Below are 20,868 nucleotides of genomic sequence, written 5' to 3'. Positions count from 1 at the left end.
TAGATTTGCCCTCATTAATAACTCCAAAACACACGATCATGAGAAGACCCAAGAGCTACTTACATCATTTCATAGGAATAGCCCTACTATTATTAATCACAGTACCGACAATGACAACCGGGCAGGTTTCACAAGATAAAAACCTGCCATACACACGTTCGGCTAGAACTGCCGCACTAAAAGCTATCGGAAATAGCATTGCACTTTTCCCGGGAAGCCGATATGCTTATATAAAAGGGAAAAAAGTACGGCTAGATAATAATGATATTTTGGAGTGCTGGTCTGTTATAAAAAACGGAAAACTTTATATTCCACAAGCCTTTGCCGATGCTATCACTGCCAAACAAGTAAAATTTGCTCCCATCCCCGCAGACCTGAAAGTGCTAGAAGAACGATGGGTATATACCGCTACTTTTCCAAAAGCTCAAATACTCCCCGAAATATCCATCATAAAGATAAAAGGAAAACCATACTTTGCTGCAGCAGACTTTGCAAAAGCCATTGGCAAACATGTATACACCAATGACCGAGGACTAGTACTCATCAATGAAACGCCAATTAAATACACAACCAATCCGATAATTGACGATTGTGTTGTCACTCTCTTCGATACCCCTGAAAAATATGCCGATCCTGATATAGCCATCCGCTATATTCCTTATCTGCATAAACAGGGAAAATGGACCGATCACGCACGTGTTACCAAAGAACAATTGAAAGACTTGGAAGAAGGAGAAGAAACAGAATGGCCGTTGACACCGGAAAGTGAATATAATCTGAATGGGTTCAACAGCACCCTGCTTGGTTCGAAAGTTCCATCACCGGGAGTCTACCCGCGTATTCTTTTCAGTCCGCAAGATATTCCCATGTTGAAGAGACACATAGCCAACAACAAATCAGCACAAAAGGGATTGATAGAAATAGAAATACTACTTAAAAAGACTTGGCTTAATGAGAAGACCAGTGATGGCAAAATATTCAAATTACTATACAACGGAAAACTGGATGAAATACGTAGTCAACAAGAACTTCCGAAAGAGGGTCCAGCCGTATATCATGTCCCCAAACTGACCAAAGACCATCAACCGGGCATATACAATTCACACATCACATATGTAACAAACTGTTTGACGACAATGGCACTATATGCCATGCTTACCGAAAATAATGATTTAGGGAAAAAAGTCGCAAATGCCATCATATCTTATTATAAACTGATAGAGCCTCAAATAGAAAAACATCTACAAACCAGCGACAGTGAATTCGGGGCCGATTTTGACGCAGCCAGCCATTCGTCCACCCACTGGAGAGGAATGCATGGTGTAGTTCCTCATATGGATTTGGCATTCTCCCTTGATTTCGGAGGAAAATGGATGACTAAAGAACAAATCAGGTTTATGCAGAATTTAATAGCCAAAACTACTTATGGAAGAAGAACCGGTGCCGGAGATGGTCCTAAACGTGCATGGCGTGACATAAACCATATGACATGGCATCTGACACATCTGCTGGCCATTACAGCTATCGAAGGTTGCCATGGTTTTGATCCTGAAGCCTATCAATCCGGCAAGGAACTCGTTCGTGATTTTCTCGAATTCGGAATAGACAAAAACGGGCAAATCTTCGAAAGCAACGGAAAGAGCGGCGGCGGTATCCAATTCCAAGTACTCTCCATGATTTCAGAAGCCCGTAGAGGTAATAACCTATGGGGACATCCCCATTGGCGCAAACTTACCACCGGATTGGTATACACCACATCTCCTGACGGTAAAGAAACAGTGAGTAGCGGAACATGGGGTGGTTCCCCATTTTCATTCCAGACAACACTCGAATTAAAAGCCTTCTTCCCCGACGATAAGAATGCAGATTTTCTACTTTCTTCTATCGAGCCTGACTATGACTTGAAGAACTTTGATTTGGAAGCCTATCGTCAAAAATTAGAAAAGAATATTCATGGTGTCCGTTTGCCGGGGCCTACCTACCCTAGTTTGACATGGGCATTCCCATACGCTGGCGACTGGAATCACGTAACCCAACGAGACGCTTCCCTGCCGCTGGATTGGAACACCGACATTCACGGAGTATTCTCGACTTCCAATAAAAATGGCAAGGATGCAACATGGCTATGCCTTCATGTCAGAGATAATCATTATATAGGTTCCGGACATCACCATGCCGATGCAGGTATGTTCTATTTCTCCGGACTTGGAGTGAACTGGATTACAGAATCACCTTTTCCAAAGACATATTCATCACGTTTCCATAACCAGCTGTTAATTGACGGATTCGCACAATCTGAGCAATGTCCGGCCAAAGCCGATTATTTGGGAGCAACACTAGGAGACAAATTCTCTGTTGCATCAGCAAATCTCTCTTATGCTTACAACTGGACTTGGTGTACGCAAGTAAGAGATTGGGGAACCGGCTTTGCGGTCTACAATGCTCCTGTATATACTGACAAAGTATGGGAACTGGAAACTCGCCCTGAAATACTAAAGTTCTTCCGGGGTACGTCCCATTATAAAATGCGTATCTGGTGGGCAACCTCCAACCAAGCAAACTTTATTCCGACTCTTCGAGCTCCCTGGAATCCGGTTAAATATGTATATCGTTCAGCCGGGCTTGTTAAAGGTGATGATGCATTTGGAATCATCTGCGACGATGCATGTAAAGATGACAACAATCACTTATACCAGTGGACAGCAATGCTTGGCAAAAATATCTGGAAAGCTGAAGTCAACGGAGTTCCTGCAAATTGCACAGTAGTAGCACATAGCCCGGCTTTCAATGCCTTGAAAGCCCCAAGCAACGCTCCTGCAATCAAGCCGAAAAAGGGTGACCCGCTATTGATGGTCTGTGCACTTGGAATGGAACCGTCAGACGTAGTAGACCTACCTCTGATTTACACCGAATTAGCACAAAATGGTCCTGACGAAGGCAAAGGAAGCCAGACCTATGCCCGATTGGTTATTAACCAAGTTGATAAGAAAGTAAATTACCGGGTACTACTGATACCATTCCGTTACGGAGAAAAGTTACCAGTTATCCAATACAGCAACAATACAGCAAGCATAACTCGAAATGGAAAAACCGATAAGGTCTCATTCTCCCAACGTAGTGATAACAGAACTGAAATCAAAGTATTGTAAAAAAAGATGTCCTTCGGATTGTCAATCATCTATTTTAACATTCTTCCCATATTGTTGGATATATGCTTTAGGAGCAACACCGTACATGCTCTTAAAGCATTTTCCAAAATGGGAAAGGTCATTAAAACCAACTTTATAACAGACTTCCGATACATTAGTACTTCCATTTCTCAAATACTCTGCTGCTATCTTCAACCGCAAATCATTCAATAATTTCATTGGTGACATATCAGTCATCGCCTTCACCTTTCTATATAACTGCACTCTACTTATATTCATTTTCTTACTCAATTCTTCCACACTCAAATCCGGATTACTGATATTCTCACGCACATAAGCCATCAGATTCTCAATAAATTGGTCATTATCTCCTTTTGTATCCAATTCACCTGTTGAAAGAATAAACTGTTTACTAAACCGCTGACGCAACGTATCCGTGTATGCCAATATATTACGCACACGAGTCAACAGCAATTCCGCATCAAAAGGCTTCAAAATATAGTCATTAGCTCCTATTTCAAACCCTTCTTTTACTTGACAAATGGCAGCCTTCGCCGTAATTAAAATCACAGGAATATGCGATGTCGCCATCGTCTGTTTTATATGCCGACAAAGTTCCAGACCATTTATACCAGGCATCATAATATCACTGAGAATCAAATCCGGAATATCCTCTACCGCCTTTTGAAGCCCATCCGTTCCATTGCTTTCTTCAATCACGTTATAGTTCTGTTTCAACAAAGAACTTATATAATGCCTTAAATCCGTATTATCCTCAATAACCAGTATGGTAGGCTTTTGCTTATCGTTTACAGAAACCGAAGTCTCCGATTCCTGAAATTCTGCTTCATCAACCTTCAACTCTTTCATCCATATATGTTCAGTACCCAAACATTCCGTACCCATATCAGCAGGCGAAAAGTGTGCATTACCACATCGCAACAACACGTAGAAGGTTGAACCCTTGATTCCATCACTTCCTGCCCAAATTACTCCTTTATGTAATTCCACAATACTCTTACACAGATTTAACCCGATTCCGGAACCATAAACTGGTGTTTCATGATTATTAGACTGATAAAACGGATCGAATATATTCTTCAAATCTTCCGGCGCAATGGCCACCCCATTATCATAAACAGTAATCAGAACAAAGTCATCATCCCCTTCTATCTGATACCTTTCGGCAACTGTTAAAGCAGTCAATTGCTCCACATTTACTAATATGGAATCTCCTTTCTGAGTAAATTTCAGTGCATTGGACAATAAATTAAAAAACACTTTCTCCAAAAGAACAGGATCATACCAAATCCTGTCCGCATCTGCATTATATTTAAAAGTCAATCCTATTTCCTTCCGCCTTGAAAGTTCTTGAAAAGCGACTACTATCTCTTGAATAAAAGATTTCAAATCATCGTTGTAAACTTTTAAAGTCATCTTACCCGATTCTATTTTTCTAAAATCCAGCAGTTGATTTACCAGCCATAATAACCGGTCACAATTTCTTTTGATAAGATTGAACGTCGTCACATATTCTTCACTCAAGTCGCTACGCCTCAACATATCTTCCACCGGACTTATAATAAGCGTCAACGGAGTGCGCAATTCATGCGAGAAGTTTGTAAACAAGCGCATACGAAGCTGGTGATTCTCTTCTATACTCTGTTGTTCAATCTGCTTTATCCTTATCGTGTTCTTAAGCCTTTCTTCTATCTTTATATGACGTACGAAAATATACAGCAAGCTAAGAAATATAAGCAGATAAAGAACATAAGCCCACCAAGTTTTCCATAACGGGGGATGTATAATGATTGAAATTTCATCGGGAGTTTCATTCCACACTCCGTCATTATTGGCTCCTTTCACTATAAAAGTATATTTACCCGGCGGTATATTAGTATAAGTTGCACTATTTTGGTGCCCAGGATAGCAAAAGTCTTCATCAAACCCCTTCAACTGATACACATACTCATTCTGATTGGAATAAACATAGTTCAAGGCTGCAAACTTAATTTGAAAAGATGCTTTATTGTAGGGCAGTTCAATTACAGAATTAGAAGTTACAGATATTATATTGGGAAATTTACGTTCTTTCAAAGGCAATATTGATATTTCCTCAATATGGACTTCCGGTTCTAATGGATTAGAAAGCACGGAAGAAGTGGTGAAAGACAAAAAACGATTGCTTCCACCAACAAAAAAAGCGGAGTCGGTGGTTTTGATAAACGCCTGTCTGTTAGCTTCCCCCAACAAATAACCATTTCGATTATTATAGTTGCGAAATTTCTTTGATTGAAGATTTAGAACTGATATTCCTTTCAATGTAGATACCCATATCTGACCGTTCTCATCTTCCGCAATTCCACAGACAACTTCATTTTCAAGTCCGTTCTCTTTATTGTACCTTTCAAAAGAGTCTGATTCAGGAAGATACCGGCATAACCCTCCCCCGAAAGTTCCAAACCAGAAGCGTCCCTGCGTGTCCTTAAAAGATGTGCTAACATTATTATTACTTATGGAAGATACATCCTTTGCAGAGAATTTATACTGGTCCAGCATTCCGGTGATATAATTATAACGGTACAAACCGTCCGAACGAGTGGCAGCCCATATATAATCACCATCAGCCAATACTTGCTGGACATTTATCAATGAAAAAAGATTGGAATCACCCTTCTGCACAAATCTGTCTTCTACTTTCCCAGATGCAGGTTTATATCTCAAAAGCCGCCCATTTGTAAAACTGCCCATCCAGTAGTTTCCCTCTTCATCACGACTAATAGAATGGATATGCACATTGCTCTTCACAGGCATCTTGCCGGTATATCTCCTTAGACGGGTATCAAAAAGATAGATACCTTTCTTATAAGTACTGACCCATATTGTATGCTCATTCTCTGCATATAAATAACGAACCTCCTCTTGCTCAACAGGATACAATGAATATTTGTTTTCCTTTCGATTGTATGCGATCAATCCCACATCCGTTCCAATCCATAAGTTACCGTCAAGTTCCAAAAAAGAATGTACACTCCCTATTTTACCTCTAAGTAATCCGCCGAAATCTTCATGAACCTTAAACTGGTTATGATAAGGACTATATAAATCCACTCCATCTGTCCAATGCCCCACCCAGATATTTTGATCTTTATCTTTAAAAAGAGAGATAACGGTATTGTTTATCAGATTTTGTTGCTTCTGATTCCAATGTGTGATGCACTGTTGCTTTTCCGGATCAAAAACGATCAATCCACCTCTTGAAGCCAATAACAAATTACCAGTCCCCAGCTCTATGATATAACCGATTTGCTCATGATTGAATGAGTCATCATGAACATATCGAAGATCTACACTATCAAAATGACCGGTTTTTCTATTGAATAGTTTAAGCCCTGATGACCACATGCCTGCCCACAATCTCTTATTTGAGTCTTCAAACAGGGTATAAATCTTATCATTCGAATTCAAAGGATAATTGGTTATCAAACCTGATACTATATTATAAGTAAAGAATCCATCTTTATCATTCGCGAAACACAAATTACCGAAACTATCTTCTACAATCCATGTTACTGCGCCATGAGTATAAATACGTGAAAAATCATTTGTATCCGGATTATACATTTCCAGTCCCTTAGTAGTGCCTATCCAAATATTATCATGCGAATCCTTATATAAATGCTTGATGCAGTTATCAGAAATTGTTGTATCATCTAAGGAGCTATAAAAATGTTCACATTTTCCCGTATAAGGATTCATACGGTTCAATCCATTGTATGTACCGATCCATAAATCCCCTGTCGAATCTTCCACAATAGAAGTAATATCACTGTTGCTCAAACTCAAAGAATCTCCGGGTACAGAGCGATATATCATAAACTCTATTCCATTATATTTATTAAGTCCATCTCTGGTGCATAACCATATATATCCTTTGCTATCCTGATAAATACGAATAATAGAATTTTGAGAAAGTCCGTCATTGGTAGAGATATTCAGAAAAACAGGCATATCGAAATCTTGTCCTTTAATCAATGAAAAGCTGCTCAAAAGAAGAATAGTCCAAAAACAGAAAAGACATCGTTTATACATAGCATATTGTTTTAGATTACAAGACAAAGATAAAATAACACTCAATATGAACCAACCAAATATAAGCTAAATTTCATTTCCATGTATCAAAACTACTAACTTTAGAAACAATTCCACTAACCATAACAAATCAAAAGCCTCAAATTATACTTCAATCCACCGTATGTTAAAAACAGGGTCAAACAAGAATATAACACATTGATAATCAACACAATTATCATCACACTTAGTTTTTGAAACAAAAACACTAATACAAACAGAAACAATTCGGCTACATTTGTAGCAGTTCATTGAGCGCATATTAATCATATTGAATAATTCATTTAATAATTTTAGTTATACATGAAAAATACACTTTTCAACAAGTCGTTTCTGTTGTTAGTTTGCTTTCTTGTGCATATCAATATGTATGCCCAAACTAACACACAACAAGCTAGCAGTACTTTTACACTTCAAGGAACTGTGCTTGATGCATTGAATGATCCCCTACCAGGTTGTTCCGTTCAAAAGAAAGGGAATAAAAGTGGTACAATCACCTCTATTGACGGGAAGTTCTCCATTTCGGTAAAGATAGGAGACATACTTGTTTTCTCCTTCGTTGGTCTGAAAACACAAGAAATTAAAGTGAAAGACCAAAAGCCTCTAAAAATCACTCTTGAAGAGAACTCCAAAGTACTTGATGAAGTTCAGATTATTGGTTATGGTACGATTAAAAAAGGTAATCTGACAACTTCTGTCAGTAAAGTAAAAGCGGATGACATTGCCGATTTTGCTATCTCACGCCTTGAGTCTTCACTGGATGGACAGTTGGCAGGCGTACAAGTACAGCAATCTACCGGACAGCCGGGAGAAGCACCTTATATCCGTGTGCGTGGAGTCGGTTCTATCAATGCAGATACCAGCCCGTTATATGTAATTGACGGAATGGCTATTGACGATCCGGACATTATCGGTAATCTCAATATCAATGATGTAGAGTCAATGGAGGTATTAAAAGATGCTTCCGCCGCCGCAATCTATGGTTCACGCGGTTCAAACGGAGTTATTATCATCAGTACTAAAAAGGGAAAAGAAGGTGATGCCAAAATTGACCTAAAAATGTCATGGGGGGTTCAGAAACTAACACGCAGTATCGATATGCTGAGTGGTCCGGAATATCTGGAAGCGCGCATGGAAGCCCGTCCTGCCGAAAAAGACAAGTTAATGGAATTGCTGCCCAATGCTCAAACTTATGATCACATTGACTATATTATGAGAACGGCACTGAGACAAAATTATCAGTTGTCAGTCAGAGGCGGTACAAAAAAAGTAAGATACATGGCATCCATGAACTACATGGACCAGGAAGGTATAGTAAAAAACACAAGCTATAAGTTACTGTCCGGTCGCGCTACACTTCAGGCAGATGCAAAGGAATGGCTGAAAATCGGTGTAAACCTTTCCCCTTCTTATTCTAAAAAAGTAGATAAGCGGGTAGACCGTAAAGAAGGTAATATACATCGGTTATTACTAGCTCCAACCATTCAGCCGACAAATTCCGGAGTAGATGGAAATCCGGAATATCCGTTGGAGAATTTGCAACGTACACGCAGTGCTATCTCTCAAATCAACGACTACGAATACGGTGATTCAAGATACCAGTTATTAGGAGATATTTCGGCAGATATACGCCTAATGAAAGGATTGGACTACCGCTTAAAAGCCGGATTCTCTTATTACAATCGTACACGTGAAGATTTCTGGCCTGTAAGTGTCACATTATCCACTCCTGCACGTGGCGGTTATTGGGGAAATGAATATTTAAAATGGATGGTAGACAACATACTTACATACAATGTCAGCATCAAGAACAGGCACAATCTAAGCGCGACATTCGTATATTCCGCAGAAAAGACTTCAACAAACAGCCAATATATTGACGGTAGAGATTTTCCTTCCGACCAAATACATACCCTTAATGTAGCAGGTGTCATCGGATCCAACAGTAATACAGCTAAAAGCGAAAATTCGCTGCTATCGTATGTGGGACGTTTAAATTACGACTACCAGAATAAATATCTAGCATCAGTTTCATTCCGTAGAGACGGCTCTTCCCGTTTTCCTAATGACCCGTGGGGAAACTTTTTCGCAGCGTCGGCAGGATGGAAAATTAGTGAAGAAGCCTTTTTCAAAAAAATAAAGCCTGTAATGAATAATTTAAAGTTACGTTTCAGCTTTGGTGAAACAGGTAACAACCGCGTAGGAGATTATGCCTCATACAGTTTGCTCACACAAGGCGGTTATATCACCGGAACAAACAAAGATAAAGGTATCGGATTTTATCCTTCCAATATTTCCAATCCGGACTTGAGCTGGGAAAAGAAACGCTCTTTTAATTATGGATTAGACTTCGGCTTCCTGGAGAACCGCATTTCCGGTAGTATAGATTATTACAATCAAGATACTAAAGACCTCCTGTTGCAGGTACCTGTTCTGGCCAATACCGGATTTACCACCAAATATGACAACATAGGAAGTATAAATAACAAAGGTATAGAATTTGAATTGACAACACGCAATTTAGTAGGTCGTTTTAAATGGGAAACGACTTTCAATATTGCCTACAATAAAAATAAAGTCACCAATCTTGGCGCAGACAATTCGCCAATTATCGGAGGAGACTTCTACGCTTATGTGTCTTTAACCAAAGTCGGTTATCCGGTGGGTATGTTCTATATGCACGTAGCCGATGGAGTATTCAGAGACAATCAAGAAGTAATCACCACTCCCCACTGGACAGGTTCCCAAGCCGGCGACCCCAAATTAAAAGATATTAATGGAGACAATAAGGTAGACAATGACGACCGCACATTTGTCGGAAACGGTATACCGACCTACAATTGGGGATTGACTAATAAATTCTCTTACCGTAACTTCCAATTATCGGTATTGATTACGGGATCGGGAGGAAATAAGATCTATAATGCTATTGGACGCCAATTGGACTTAGGTACTGACCCTTCTTATAACTCATACAAACATTGGGTGAACCGTTGGAAAAGTCCGGAAGAACCGGGAGACGGAATTACTCCGCGCATCAACGCGACCGGAGCTATCACAACTCCTTCTACACGTTGGCTATATGATGGCACATTCGTACGGATTTCCAATGCGACATTAAGCTATAACTTCACCAAAAAGCAATTAAGAAAAATCGGTTTGGAAGCACTTCGTATGTACGTCTCAGCAGACAATATATATACATTCGATCATTATCCGGTCGGCTGGAATCCGCAAGTCAGCGAGAAACAGTCCAACCCATTAGCCCCGGGATATGACTATGGTTCTTACCCATTACCCATGACTGTTTCTTTGGGCTTAAACGTAACATTCTAATATTCAAACTGTATGAAAAAGAATACCCTATATTTATCTCTGGTCATCACATTCATAATGTTGTGTACCTCTTGTTCAGACTTTCTGAATCTGGAACCCAAATCTAATTTTACTGGTGAAACATTTTATCGCACAGAGGATGATTTCAAGATGGCATTAAATGGCACATATCATCGTCTTCAAATCATTTATAACCGATATTATTATCAATATTCTGAAATCCGGTCAGACAACTGTTGGCACAGCAGCCATAAATGGTGCGACGAAAATGTAATGTCAGCCAATGACACCAAAGACCTATGGGAACTCTGCTGGGCAGCTGTACATACCGCCAATGAATTAATAGTCCATCTGGAACCCTTCGAAATGGATGCAACTAAAAAACAGGATATACTCACTCAAGCCCGTTTTATCCGGGCACTGACTTATTTCAATCTTGTCCGTTTCTACGGAGGGGTGCCCATCCAAAAGAAACCTGTCAACGAGGTGGAAGCTATGACAATACCGCGACAGACAGCTGAGAAAACTTACGATTTCATTATTTCTGAACTGGAAGAACTAAAAGACCAACTCAGCCCAGAATATATTGACAATTCAAAACCATCGTCCGTGGTTGCAAAAGCACTACTGGCACAAGTATATTTAATGCGTTGCGGTTACCCTTATTACACCGGTGAATGGGACAAAGTTCGTGATTATTGTCAAGAAGTAATAGCAACAGCTCCCTTCAATGAAGCTATGACATGGGATTGGAAAAAGATTTTTAGTGCAGATGGAGAGAATTCCCCGGAATTTATTTTTTCCATTAAGTACAAAGCTGGAGGAATCGGTGAAAATTGTGAATACAATAAATGGTTTTCCAAACTCGAAGAAGGTAGTGGCATACTGATGAACGAAGACGGATTTAGAAATACTTTTGAGGAAGGAGATATACGGCGTGACCACAGTATTGCAACCACTTACTACGAAGCATCCACAGGAGAAACAAAGAAGCGGGAGCACGTCATCAAATTTGGATGGAGTTTTGATAGTGGCAATAATGAATGGGGAAATGACTTGCCGATTATCAGATATACGGATATCAAATTGATGTATGCGGAAGCCCTTTGTGAAATTTCCGGAGAAGTGGAAGATGACGCAGTTGAGATTTTAACGGAAGTGCGTACCCGAGCGGGGCTTTCTACAACAGTGCCACAAGATATAGACAGTTGGAGAACAGCCTTACTTGATGAACGTCGCCATGAATTTGCCTATGAAGGTGTCAGATGGTTTGATTTGGTTCGCTCTAACACTTTCTTGCAAGCATTGAGTGATGTTGGAAAAGCTACTCTGTTTAATGAAAATCACTACATATTCCCGATTCCTCAAAAGGAAGTCGACCTTGTGAACAACAAAGACATTATGTGGCAAAATCCCGGTTATTTTGGAAACTAAAAAAGACAGAAGATGAAAACAACAATCAAATATATGATATTACTCTGTTGCGCTTGTTTAATGAGCAACTGCAACAATGATTTGTATGACTCTCCTCGAGGAGCACTGACTATCTCATCTACAACGGTGACGGCAGGGGAGCCTGTTACTTTCACCTGGAATGGCGACGGAGACCATATCGTTTTCTACAGTGGTGAACTGAAACATGAATACAAATACAAAGACCGGAAAAGACTCATAGGAATACCCGAGGTCAGTTTCGAATACCGTAATTACAAAGGCGACCTCCCGTGGGAGAGAGGTGATTTCAAATTCTACTATTCGACCAACTATACCGGAGAGAACTTTGAATCGGCTACATGGAATGACATAACCGATAGATTCAATATCGGCGAAGGCAAGAACTCATATCAAAAGACTGGTTATGTACGAATGGAAGAGTTACAAGGACATCACGCCACTTTCGCTTTCGAAGGTATTTATAATGGTGGCAATCCGGTAGATATCGGTTGGGGGAACTTTAAGATTCGTTCCTATTCACCAGAACTGGAATCATACGTAGACCTTCTTTCCGTAGCCAAAGACACTCCGGGAATAGTTACAAAAAACAATGGAGAAGATCCCTCGGCTCATATATGGGAACTTAATACCAATTGGAGATTCAAGCTGCCCCAGGGAGTATCACAAGCATCTAAAACTCCGGAAACAGGTTGGTGTATTCTGCCGACACAATCATTCGAAGATGCCCAATACCCCGGTGACGAAGGAGAAGTGAAAAAAAACCTGAGTGCCGAAGCACTTCCCTGGACTCATGTTTACACCCAACCTGGCGTATACACCGCTACGGTAGTCGTTTCTTGTTATGACAGCGGCAGTGACCAACGTAATGAAACCATTGCAGAATATCAAATCACTGTGTTGGAGAAACCTAAAGAAGGATTGGAAATCTCATCTACCAATATAGAAGCAGGCGATATAGTCACATTCTCCTGGTATGGTAATGAAAATTCAGTTGATTTCTTCAGTGGTCTGCCGGGGCATGAGTATAAAAACAAAGACGGAAAAGAACTTAACAGGATTCCACAAATCAAATTCAAATATCGTAATTATAAAGAAACCGGCTGGGACAGAGGACATTTTGAAGTTCTTTATGCAACCGATTATAATGGAACGAACGCTGAAACCGCCAATTGGGTAAATATTACCGAACGATTGAATATTCCGGAGGATGGTAATAATGTAGAGAAAGAAACAAGCTATGTAAAATTGGATGAAATCAGTGAAACAAATACAACCTTTGCTTTCAAAGGGATATGTAATAAAGGTAAAGTCGTAGACATCGGCTGGCGTGATTTCATAATTGGGTATAACTATTCTGAAACCGGACAAGATGAAGAAATACAAAAAATAGGTTCTACCAGTGATGTAAAAACAATCGACAAAGAAGGTGCATTCTGCAGTTGGCGAGTTGAAGGTAATATGTGGAGATATAAATCCAGTTTGTCAGGAACTTCCCCGGAGGCCATAGAAGGTTGGTGTATATTACCAATATATACTTTCACTAACAAACTTCCTGCCGATACTCCAGAACAAAAGACAGGAACAGATGGCGTCATTACTTGGGAGACAACCTATACACAACCCGGAAGATACACTATCACCATTGTTGTAGGTAACCAAGTCATTGAGAAAACAATCACTGTAGAGTAAAATCTAAAAATAACATGATTATCCGCAATAACACCACGAGTACATAGGATTGTTTCGTGGTAGTATTGTGGACAATCCACAATTAATAATTCAACTGTAATATATGAAACAAATTCTATTATTAGTATTATCCATCATTATCAGCACAGCATGTACACCAAACAAAGAACAGAAACTACTCATTCTTGACATGGTTCATCACAATCCCGGAGAAGAATTCACCATTTCAAAATTCAATCAGCCGGACACATTGGATCTTTACGGGTTTAACGGTCAAGTAATAAATGAGTTTCAATCAGTGCACTGTGCCATCACTTATGATTCATTATCTTCTGATATATTTCCTAAAGGTTCGGAAGAAAGAGCATGGGTAGAAAACCTGGCAGACAGAATTGACCATAAAATAAATGAGATTCATGCCGCCGGACTAAAAGCCTATTATTTTATGGATATTATCGTACTCCCTAAAAAGGTAAAGGAACTATACCACGATGAGATTTGCGATTCCGACGGATGGATTAATCTCAATCGCCCTAAAACACAAGAAATTCACCGCAAAATGTTGCAGGAAGTCTTTGCACGCTTTCCGTCATTGGATGGCCTGGTAATCCGTGTAGGTGAAACCTACTTACACAATGTCCCCTATCACTGCGGCAATGGGCCTATCCGTAAAAAGAACGGGGAATGGAAACATGACAACAGCAAAAAAAGTGACGGCGGAGAGAATACCCATAGTTTACTAATCAACTTGTTGAGAGATGAAGTATGTGAAAAACTACAGAAAGATATAATCTATCGTACGTGGGACTTCGGATTCTTCCACACCAATCCGGATTATTACCTTCAGGCAACCAATCAAGTATTGCCTCACGAACATCTTTATTTTGCAATCAAACACGTTGAAGGTGACTATCATCGTACAATTCCATTTAATTCAGTTTTAGGTATAGGGAAACACAAGCAGATTGTTGAGGTGCAATGCCAACGCGAATATGAGGGAAAAGGAGCATATCCCAACTACATTGCCAACGGCGTAATCGAAGGCTTTGAAGAGTATAAGAAAACAACAGGAATACACTCTTTAAAGGAATTGTCATCTTCCCCCTTATTCGCCGGAGTCTGGACTTGGTCACGCGGTGGCGGATGGGTAGGACCTTATATAAAAAACGAACTTTGGTGCGATTTAAACACTTATGTCCTATCCAATTGGACGAAGGACTGTACACAGACAGAAGAACAAATATTTAATAATTTTGCAGTTAAAATAGGTATTAGAAAAGAGGATATCGGAAAGTTCCGCCGTCTGGCACTTTTGTCAGCAGACGCAGTTGTCAGAGGCAGAGCTTCTCTGATATATCCGGCAAACGTATGGTGGACCAGAGATGAATTTATCGGCGGTCTGAATGAACTTCAAGATGACTTTAAATATCTTCAGGAACATAATATGGCAAGCGCCGCACTGAATGAAAAAAAACAGAGCGTGGCTATCTGGAAAGAAATGCTTGAACTGGCCCACTCCATCCAATGCAACGATAAGCAAATAAAAAATTATATAGAAGTTTCTACGGAATACGGATACTGCCTATATTCTATTTATGCGCTTGGTTGGGAAATCTTATGGTACGGTTTCACTGGTGACCAACAAGGAACCTACGATACAGACCAAATGAAAAAAGCCATAAAATCTTATGACGCTATGTGGGAACGTTATCAAAGCCTGCACGAATACAATCCACAATGCGGCACACTCTACCGTCCCTACTCATTTGTCAATGAAGGTCCCGACTATCATGGTGAAGACGGTATGGCTAAATGGATAAATCATTATCGCCAAAAGGTTTTATAATACATCAAAAATGAAGAAACATATTATACTTGCATCTTCCTTCTTATTTCTGTTTTCGCAGGGATATGCACAAACTATAAATAAAGAATTAAAGAAAAATTCGCCTCTGCTACAGGAACAACCGTCAGGCCACCTGAAAGCAGAGGATGTACTGAATGGTAATCTTCATTGGAAAAACCCCTGCCCGGTGAAGCTGATTTATAATGATGAAGGTTTCGACCACTCGAAATTGGGACATGTACCTGCCAAAGGAATACATCCACGTATGTTTACCTCTCCGGGCGAACTTGAAAATATAAAAGTCCGCTTGAAGAACACCCGTATCGGACAAATGATGCTTGCACAAGCCAATAAACATACTAATGAAATGCGAATTGGAAAAGGTAAGTGGGGAAAAGACTATCAACAGTTACTCTCGAAAGAAATCGAACCGGAGCGCGCCTCTGAACTAGGGTGGAAATTTGTCAACCAATTGACTGTACAGGGGCTGCTTGCACAGATGAACCATAACAAAGCACTGATGCAGGAAACCGCCACCATTGCAGCAAATTATCTACGAAGCATGGCAAAATACATCGAGCGAATGCCTATTGTAGAAGGTCTGGAAGACTGCGCCAAAGAGCCGGTATATATCGGAGCTTTTTTAGCCAAACTTTATGACTTCACAGCCGCTGGAATGAAAAAAGAAGACCGAAACTTCTTTGCCCGGTTTATGGATAAGCAGACAAGAGGCAAATACTCTGTCGGAATGGAATTACCTCCTCACTGGAGAAGATGGAACCATATAGCAGGTTCTCTTTCTTACCCTTTCTCACTATTGTCACTCGAAAAAGAGTATAACTTAGATTCACGTATCTACGAACGGGGAAAAGAACTGGCAGAAGATTACTACACCTATCAGTTTTCTCCCGAAGGAATGAGTACGGAAGGCATGAATTATACATTGGGACAATCTGAATATGATTTTGCGTTCCTCATAGCCATGGCACGTCGGGGAGACAAAAATCTGTTCACACACCCTCATGTAAAAGCTATGCCCGATTGGTTTATGCATACATTATCTCCTAATCCGAAAGCACTTTGGTACACTGGCGGAGATACCGGCTCTATCAGCCTTTTACCGTGGACATTGGTGATGGTAATGAAATATTTCTATCCAACAGACCAACGTCTGGACTATTTATTAGCCAATAGCCTGCCCGATACCCTGAAAGAGACACCGGATATAGTAGCTTTTGTTTGTTGCAACGATCCTGACAAAACTGCCGAACAATACAATGGAACTCCTTCCATAAATATGCCGTTAACTTATTATTCTCCTTTAAGAGGCGCCTTCATCACACGCAATCGTTGGAACCGGGAAGCCGTCAAGTTCTCATTGGAAGGACGCACGGATACCTATTTTATCTCACACGACCACTCCGACAGAGGACATTTCTCTCTATCGGCACACGGACGGGAATGGGTAGTAGACGGATTCAGAAGTACCGAAAGCAAATATCATTCAGTAATATGCATAGACGGTCGTGGACAAGGATATTTTGCTACTCCTGCATCCTGGTTGGGATTTGTCAACAAGCCGGAAGCCACCTTCGGTATATTAGACACCAAATATTGCTATGACTGGTTATGGCTTAAATCACCGGTAGCAGATTTAATGTCCGGTCACAAAGTTGCCACAAAATGGGAAAATGGTGTTTACAGGGATGTAGCAGACAAGCTGTTTCAATATTACCCCAATGAAAAACCGGAACGGGACCCGTTGGAAAATGTCGCCCTATATTATTCAGAGAATTTGAAAGGCAACCCTTTGATATGGCACGAAGATAGCTGGCCGATGCGTTTAAAACATTATCCAGTACAGTATGCCTATCGAACTGCCGGACTAATAAAAGGTAAACACACCTACGCACTTGTCATAGACGACATAAAAAAAGACGATGACGAACATTTGTACGAATGGATTATGCCAATGCCAATGGATGTAGAACTTGTATCCATCAAGCAGATAGCAACCGTTCAGATGCAAAGAAGTCCTTTAGATTTAGGTTTCAACAAAATCAGTAACCATCGGAAAGGGGGAGAATACGACATTATCTTAGGAGACAAACGGATGAAACGTGATATGCGACCTGTAGACAATGAACCCGGCGGTTTTTATAAAGCCGGTACTTTCAAGCCCTCCAATGGCGATCCTCAATTGTTGGTACGTGTACTGGACAAAACACCTGCCCCTCGTCCGAATCTGGAAATAAATCCCTGTCTGGAGACTATGGAACATCTGAAAACTGAAGATATGCACCAGTTCTATCTTCGTACAATGGGACTCGGCAAACGTCTGGTTATCCCGGCAAGATGTAAAGGCGCTCCCGAATACAAAGTTTTGTTATTTCCACACCTTCATGGAGAAGCACTTCCACAAACCGAATGGAACGATGACCGTACCAAACTAACTGTAAAATGGAACGACCAAACCGATTTCCTGACCTTTAATAAAGGAAAAGACGGAAGAACACAAGTTACATTGGAAAGAGATGGTAAAATAAGATATATTATTCAATAATTATCAGTCTCCAATTATCTATACATTCTTCAAAACCACACATACTTAAAATCATAGGCTCTACGATACTGTTTGCAGAGCACTGTTTCAAAAAATTAAGTCCGGACTCATTCAAGTCCGGACTTAACTGTAAAAAGAGCTTCTAAAACTACCCGTCAGTTTTTTAATTATCCTTTTTGATATCGCTTATCTTCATTTCTCCAACTTCAATCAAGACATTGTCATTAAAAGAACAATTTCTCGGGTTCTCCGGTCCATATTCTTCTGTTAAGATTTCAGTCCACAAATTAGTCTGATACTTATATTCTCTCATTAAGTCTTCCCCCCATTTTAACCAGGGAGCAACATTCACATTAAATCTTGTCAGGTCTTTCTCATAGTTGGTTCCCAATTTGTAGTTTCTGTCAATCCCCCTATTGTCTATATTGATTTTCTGGCAATTCACTACCATATTGTTGTACATAAGATTGTCGTGTCCTCCACCAACATGGAATCCGTTAACACCTCCATGAATGATATTATTGTACATCACGTCTCCGCTGTCACCATCATCCGGATATAAACCGTTGCCTCTGCAAATATGGTGGATAAAATTATACCGCAAGACGTTACCGTATGTATACCACCCGCCATAACTGTACACCGCACCTGTATCACCGGACTTTAACGCAATGTTATGCATCTCATTATATTCTATCAGTATTTTTATTCCGTTTCTGTTTTCAATACAGCTTTTAGGCGTGTCATGAATCAGATTATGGCTGATAGTAAACCCTGCACATTCGAGCAATCCAATGCCGCCATTGAATGCAAGCAAGCCCATATTGTAGATATGATTGTTATCTATAATGATATTGGCATCAGTAAGGGTGTACAGATTTCCACACTGTTTCGCATAGATGGCAAACGAACCGATGTTGAAAATATCGTTTGATTGAATATGTATCTCCGAACTTTTCTCGATATGAATACCCGTCGAAGAGATATTATGTATCTTACAGCCTTCCAAGGTGATGTTCTTGCTGCCATTGACAATCTCGATTCCATAGCCGAGATTTCCATTGAACTCAATGCCGCTAAAAGTAATGTTACTCACACCATCGAGTTTCACCAATGAAGTTTTATTATCGGACAGAATAACATTAGAAAGATCTTTTTCTGCCTTCGGATAAAAATAGATCTTCTTATCCTTGAAGTCTATTGCCCACTCTCCGGGTTCGTCTATCTCATCCAAATAGTTTATCGCGAAATAAGTTTCCTCGCCCGAACCATACCTATATACTGGATTGGAACCCGGCACCTCGCCTGTGTATTTAGAACCCATCCCAAGTGGCGGCATCTTGACAAAACGGATGTATTTTTCAGTGGTATTTATTTCTTTCACCTTGATTGTGATTGGATCCCAAGGTACTCTCCAGTTACCCTTCAACCATAGTTCGTGCCCATTTTCCATTGATTTCTTCCATCTTCCGGCTCTCGTTTTATCATTATACTCAAGCTCATTGGTAAAATCCTTATCCGCTGGAGCCCCTCCCTCAGCATAATAAAAGGTTGAGGCATCTTTAGAGCCATTACAGGTTATCCATCCAAGCTGGCTTTTCTCCGTCACCTTTTGCGAGACATTGGGATATTGGGATAATTGCATTCTGTCATTTCCGACAAACAAGTCTACACTATTCCATACGGTAGTAAACATATCGGGCAGTGAAGCAATGTTATTCATTCCAATTGTTGTCAAATCCAATTCATATAGCTTGCCGGAATCAACATCAGGATGACATCTCTCCTTTGCCGCGCTACTTAATGTTTTCCATTTGTCGCGAGGAATTGCCCTGTTGCCCATTAATATCGGTTTCTCTTCGTTGTAAGCTGCGATCATCAGTTCCGACTGGCCATTTCCGAGATCGTTTGCATTAAAAATGTAGTTACTGCTACTATAGTAAGTACCTTCCCTCAAATATATATTTACTTTAGCCGACGGATTGCTCTTAAATATACTTTTAGCTTTATTTTTGGCAGTTGCCAAGGTTTGAAAGGCATTGGTAATGGTATTTCCGCTATTACTATCGTTCCCATCTATGGCTGAGACATAAATATTGTGTTCTTGTGTAAAAGCCACTACCGATGCAAATAATGCGAATATAAACAATTTAATTCTTTTCATACTGTTCCATGTTTTTCATTCTTTGTCATTTGGTAAATATTTCCTTATCTTCGGTATCAAGCCCAGTCCCTATCCGATCCGTAAGTCCGCCGGCTTCCTCTCTGGTAACAACTTTTTTCCTAAATTTATCTCTATACAACCCAATTTTAGGAAAGAACTCATTCAGTTCCGGTATCTTCTTCAAAATTTCAGGATTATTTGTTCTGAGATCCATTTTTTCATAATTATAGAAACCCGCCTCGTTTATTGACTTGATAATCATATTACCTTTCACTTCGACGGAACCAGCAACTCTCCCGGATTTGATACTGTCAGTCGGGAGTTCTTTTCCGGGCAGTTCTACAGCCCTGCTGTCGTTACACGCAATCGTCCCTAAAGACAATATAACGACCCAAACTATTTTCTTCATAATATTATATTTTTAAATTGTGATTAATTCCAAATCAAATACTTTACCCTGTATGATTGTCGCAAATGTAACGGATTTGTTTTGCAAGTATTAGTCTGTCTGTTTCAAAATATCCGTTCAATGTTA

General features: G+C 40.1%; 9 protein-coding genes. 6 read left to right on the top strand and 3 right to left on the bottom strand.

Annotated elements, in window-relative coordinates; genetic code table 11:
• Positions 1 to 38 precede the first annotated feature (38 nt).
• The gene (locus AB3G73_RS20040; protein WP_298045404.1) at positions 39 to 3,149 is read left to right on the top strand and encodes a hypothetical protein; all 3,111 of its coding nucleotides are present in this window, start codon (positions 39 to 41) and stop codon (positions 3,147 to 3,149) included.
• Positions 3,150 to 3,170: 21 nt separating this feature from the next.
• On the opposite strand, the gene AB3G73_RS20035 is transcribed toward AB3G73_RS20040, so the two are convergent.
• Positions 3,171 to 7,241 carry a hybrid sensor histidine kinase/response regulator transcription factor gene (locus tag AB3G73_RS20035; protein ID WP_298045402.1) on the bottom strand — a complete coding sequence of 1,357 codons (4,071 nt, stop codon included), beginning with the start codon at positions 7,239 to 7,241 and terminating at the stop codon, positions 3,171 to 3,173.
• Between the two features lie 342 nt (positions 7,242 to 7,583).
• Here AB3G73_RS20035 and AB3G73_RS20030 point away from each other — a divergent pair, with 342 nt between their 5' ends.
• The 5 genes from AB3G73_RS20030 to AB3G73_RS20010 all read left to right on the top strand — a co-directional run bounded on the left by AB3G73_RS20030 (position 7,584) and on the right by AB3G73_RS20010 (position 18,169).
• Positions 7,584 to 10,616, top strand: coding sequence for a TonB-dependent receptor (locus tag AB3G73_RS20030; RefSeq protein ID WP_320980709.1), 3,033 nt, complete (start codon positions 7,584 to 7,586; stop codon positions 10,614 to 10,616).
• 12 nt (positions 10,617 to 10,628) lie between these two features.
• On the top strand, positions 10,629 to 12,050 hold the full coding sequence (locus AB3G73_RS20025) for a RagB/SusD family nutrient uptake outer membrane protein (RefSeq protein ID WP_298045400.1): 1,422 nt from the start codon (positions 10,629 to 10,631) through the stop codon (positions 12,048 to 12,050).
• A 12-nt stretch (positions 12,051 to 12,062) separates the two neighbouring features.
• Positions 12,063 to 13,760: a DUF5017 domain-containing protein gene (locus AB3G73_RS20020; RefSeq protein ID WP_367745498.1), complete on the top strand. Its 1,698-nt coding sequence runs from the start codon at positions 12,063 to 12,065 to the stop codon at positions 13,758 to 13,760.
• A gap of 103 nt (positions 13,761 to 13,863) precedes the next feature.
• Positions 13,864 to 15,606 carry a hypothetical protein gene (locus tag AB3G73_RS20015; RefSeq protein ID WP_320980711.1) on the top strand — a complete coding sequence of 581 codons (1,743 nt, stop codon included), beginning with the start codon at positions 13,864 to 13,866 and terminating at the stop codon, positions 15,604 to 15,606.
• Positions 15,607 to 15,616: 10 nt separating this feature from the next.
• Entirely contained in the window at positions 15,617 to 18,169 is a 2,553-nt protein-coding gene (locus tag AB3G73_RS20010; RefSeq protein ID WP_234132504.1) for a heparinase II/III-family protein, read from the top strand.
• Positions 18,170 to 18,332: 163 nt separating this feature from the next.
• Here AB3G73_RS20010 and AB3G73_RS20005 read toward each other — a convergent pair whose 3' ends face one another.
• Both AB3G73_RS20005 and AB3G73_RS20000 read right to left on the bottom strand, forming a co-directional pair.
• Complete coding sequence (locus tag AB3G73_RS20005) at positions 18,333 to 20,333, bottom strand: right-handed parallel beta-helix repeat-containing protein (protein ID WP_367745496.1); 2,001 nt, start codon at positions 20,331 to 20,333, stop codon at positions 18,333 to 18,335.
• Positions 20,334 to 20,358: 25 nt separating this feature from the next.
• Positions 20,359 to 20,742 carry a hypothetical protein gene (locus AB3G73_RS20000; RefSeq protein ID WP_234132506.1) on the bottom strand — a complete coding sequence of 128 codons (384 nt, stop codon included), beginning with the start codon at positions 20,740 to 20,742 and terminating at the stop codon, positions 20,359 to 20,361.
• Between the last annotated feature and the right edge of the window lie 126 nt (positions 20,743 to 20,868).

It is taken from the genome of Bacteroides sp. L008, from assembly GCF_040812255.1.
Classification (GTDB): domain Bacteria; phylum Bacteroidota; class Bacteroidia; order Bacteroidales; family Bacteroidaceae; genus Bacteroides; species Bacteroides vicugnae.
This window is presented reverse-complemented; position numbering and strand designations above follow the sequence as displayed.

Coding starts and splice junctions, on each gene's coding strand:
- AB3G73_RS20040 (WP_298045404.1), top strand. CDS start 39: ATGAGAAGACCCAAGAGCTACTTACATCATTTCATAGGAATAGCCCTA.
- AB3G73_RS20035 (WP_298045402.1), bottom strand. CDS start 7,241: ATGTATAAACGATGTCTTTTCTGTTTTTGGACTATTCTTCTTTTGAGC.
- AB3G73_RS20030 (WP_320980709.1), top strand. CDS start 7,584: ATGAAAAATACACTTTTCAACAAGTCGTTTCTGTTGTTAGTTTGCTTT.
- AB3G73_RS20025 (WP_298045400.1), top strand. CDS start 10,629: ATGAAAAAGAATACCCTATATTTATCTCTGGTCATCACATTCATAATG.
- AB3G73_RS20020 (WP_367745498.1), top strand. CDS start 12,063: ATGAAAACAACAATCAAATATATGATATTACTCTGTTGCGCTTGTTTA.
- AB3G73_RS20015 (WP_320980711.1), top strand. CDS start 13,864: ATGAAACAAATTCTATTATTAGTATTATCCATCATTATCAGCACAGCA.
- AB3G73_RS20010 (WP_234132504.1), top strand. CDS start 15,617: ATGAAGAAACATATTATACTTGCATCTTCCTTCTTATTTCTGTTTTCG.
- AB3G73_RS20005 (WP_367745496.1), bottom strand. CDS start 20,333: ATGAAAAGAATTAAATTGTTTATATTCGCATTATTTGCATCGGTAGTG.
- AB3G73_RS20000 (WP_234132506.1), bottom strand. CDS start 20,742: ATGAAGAAAATAGTTTGGGTCGTTATATTGTCTTTAGGGACGATTGCG.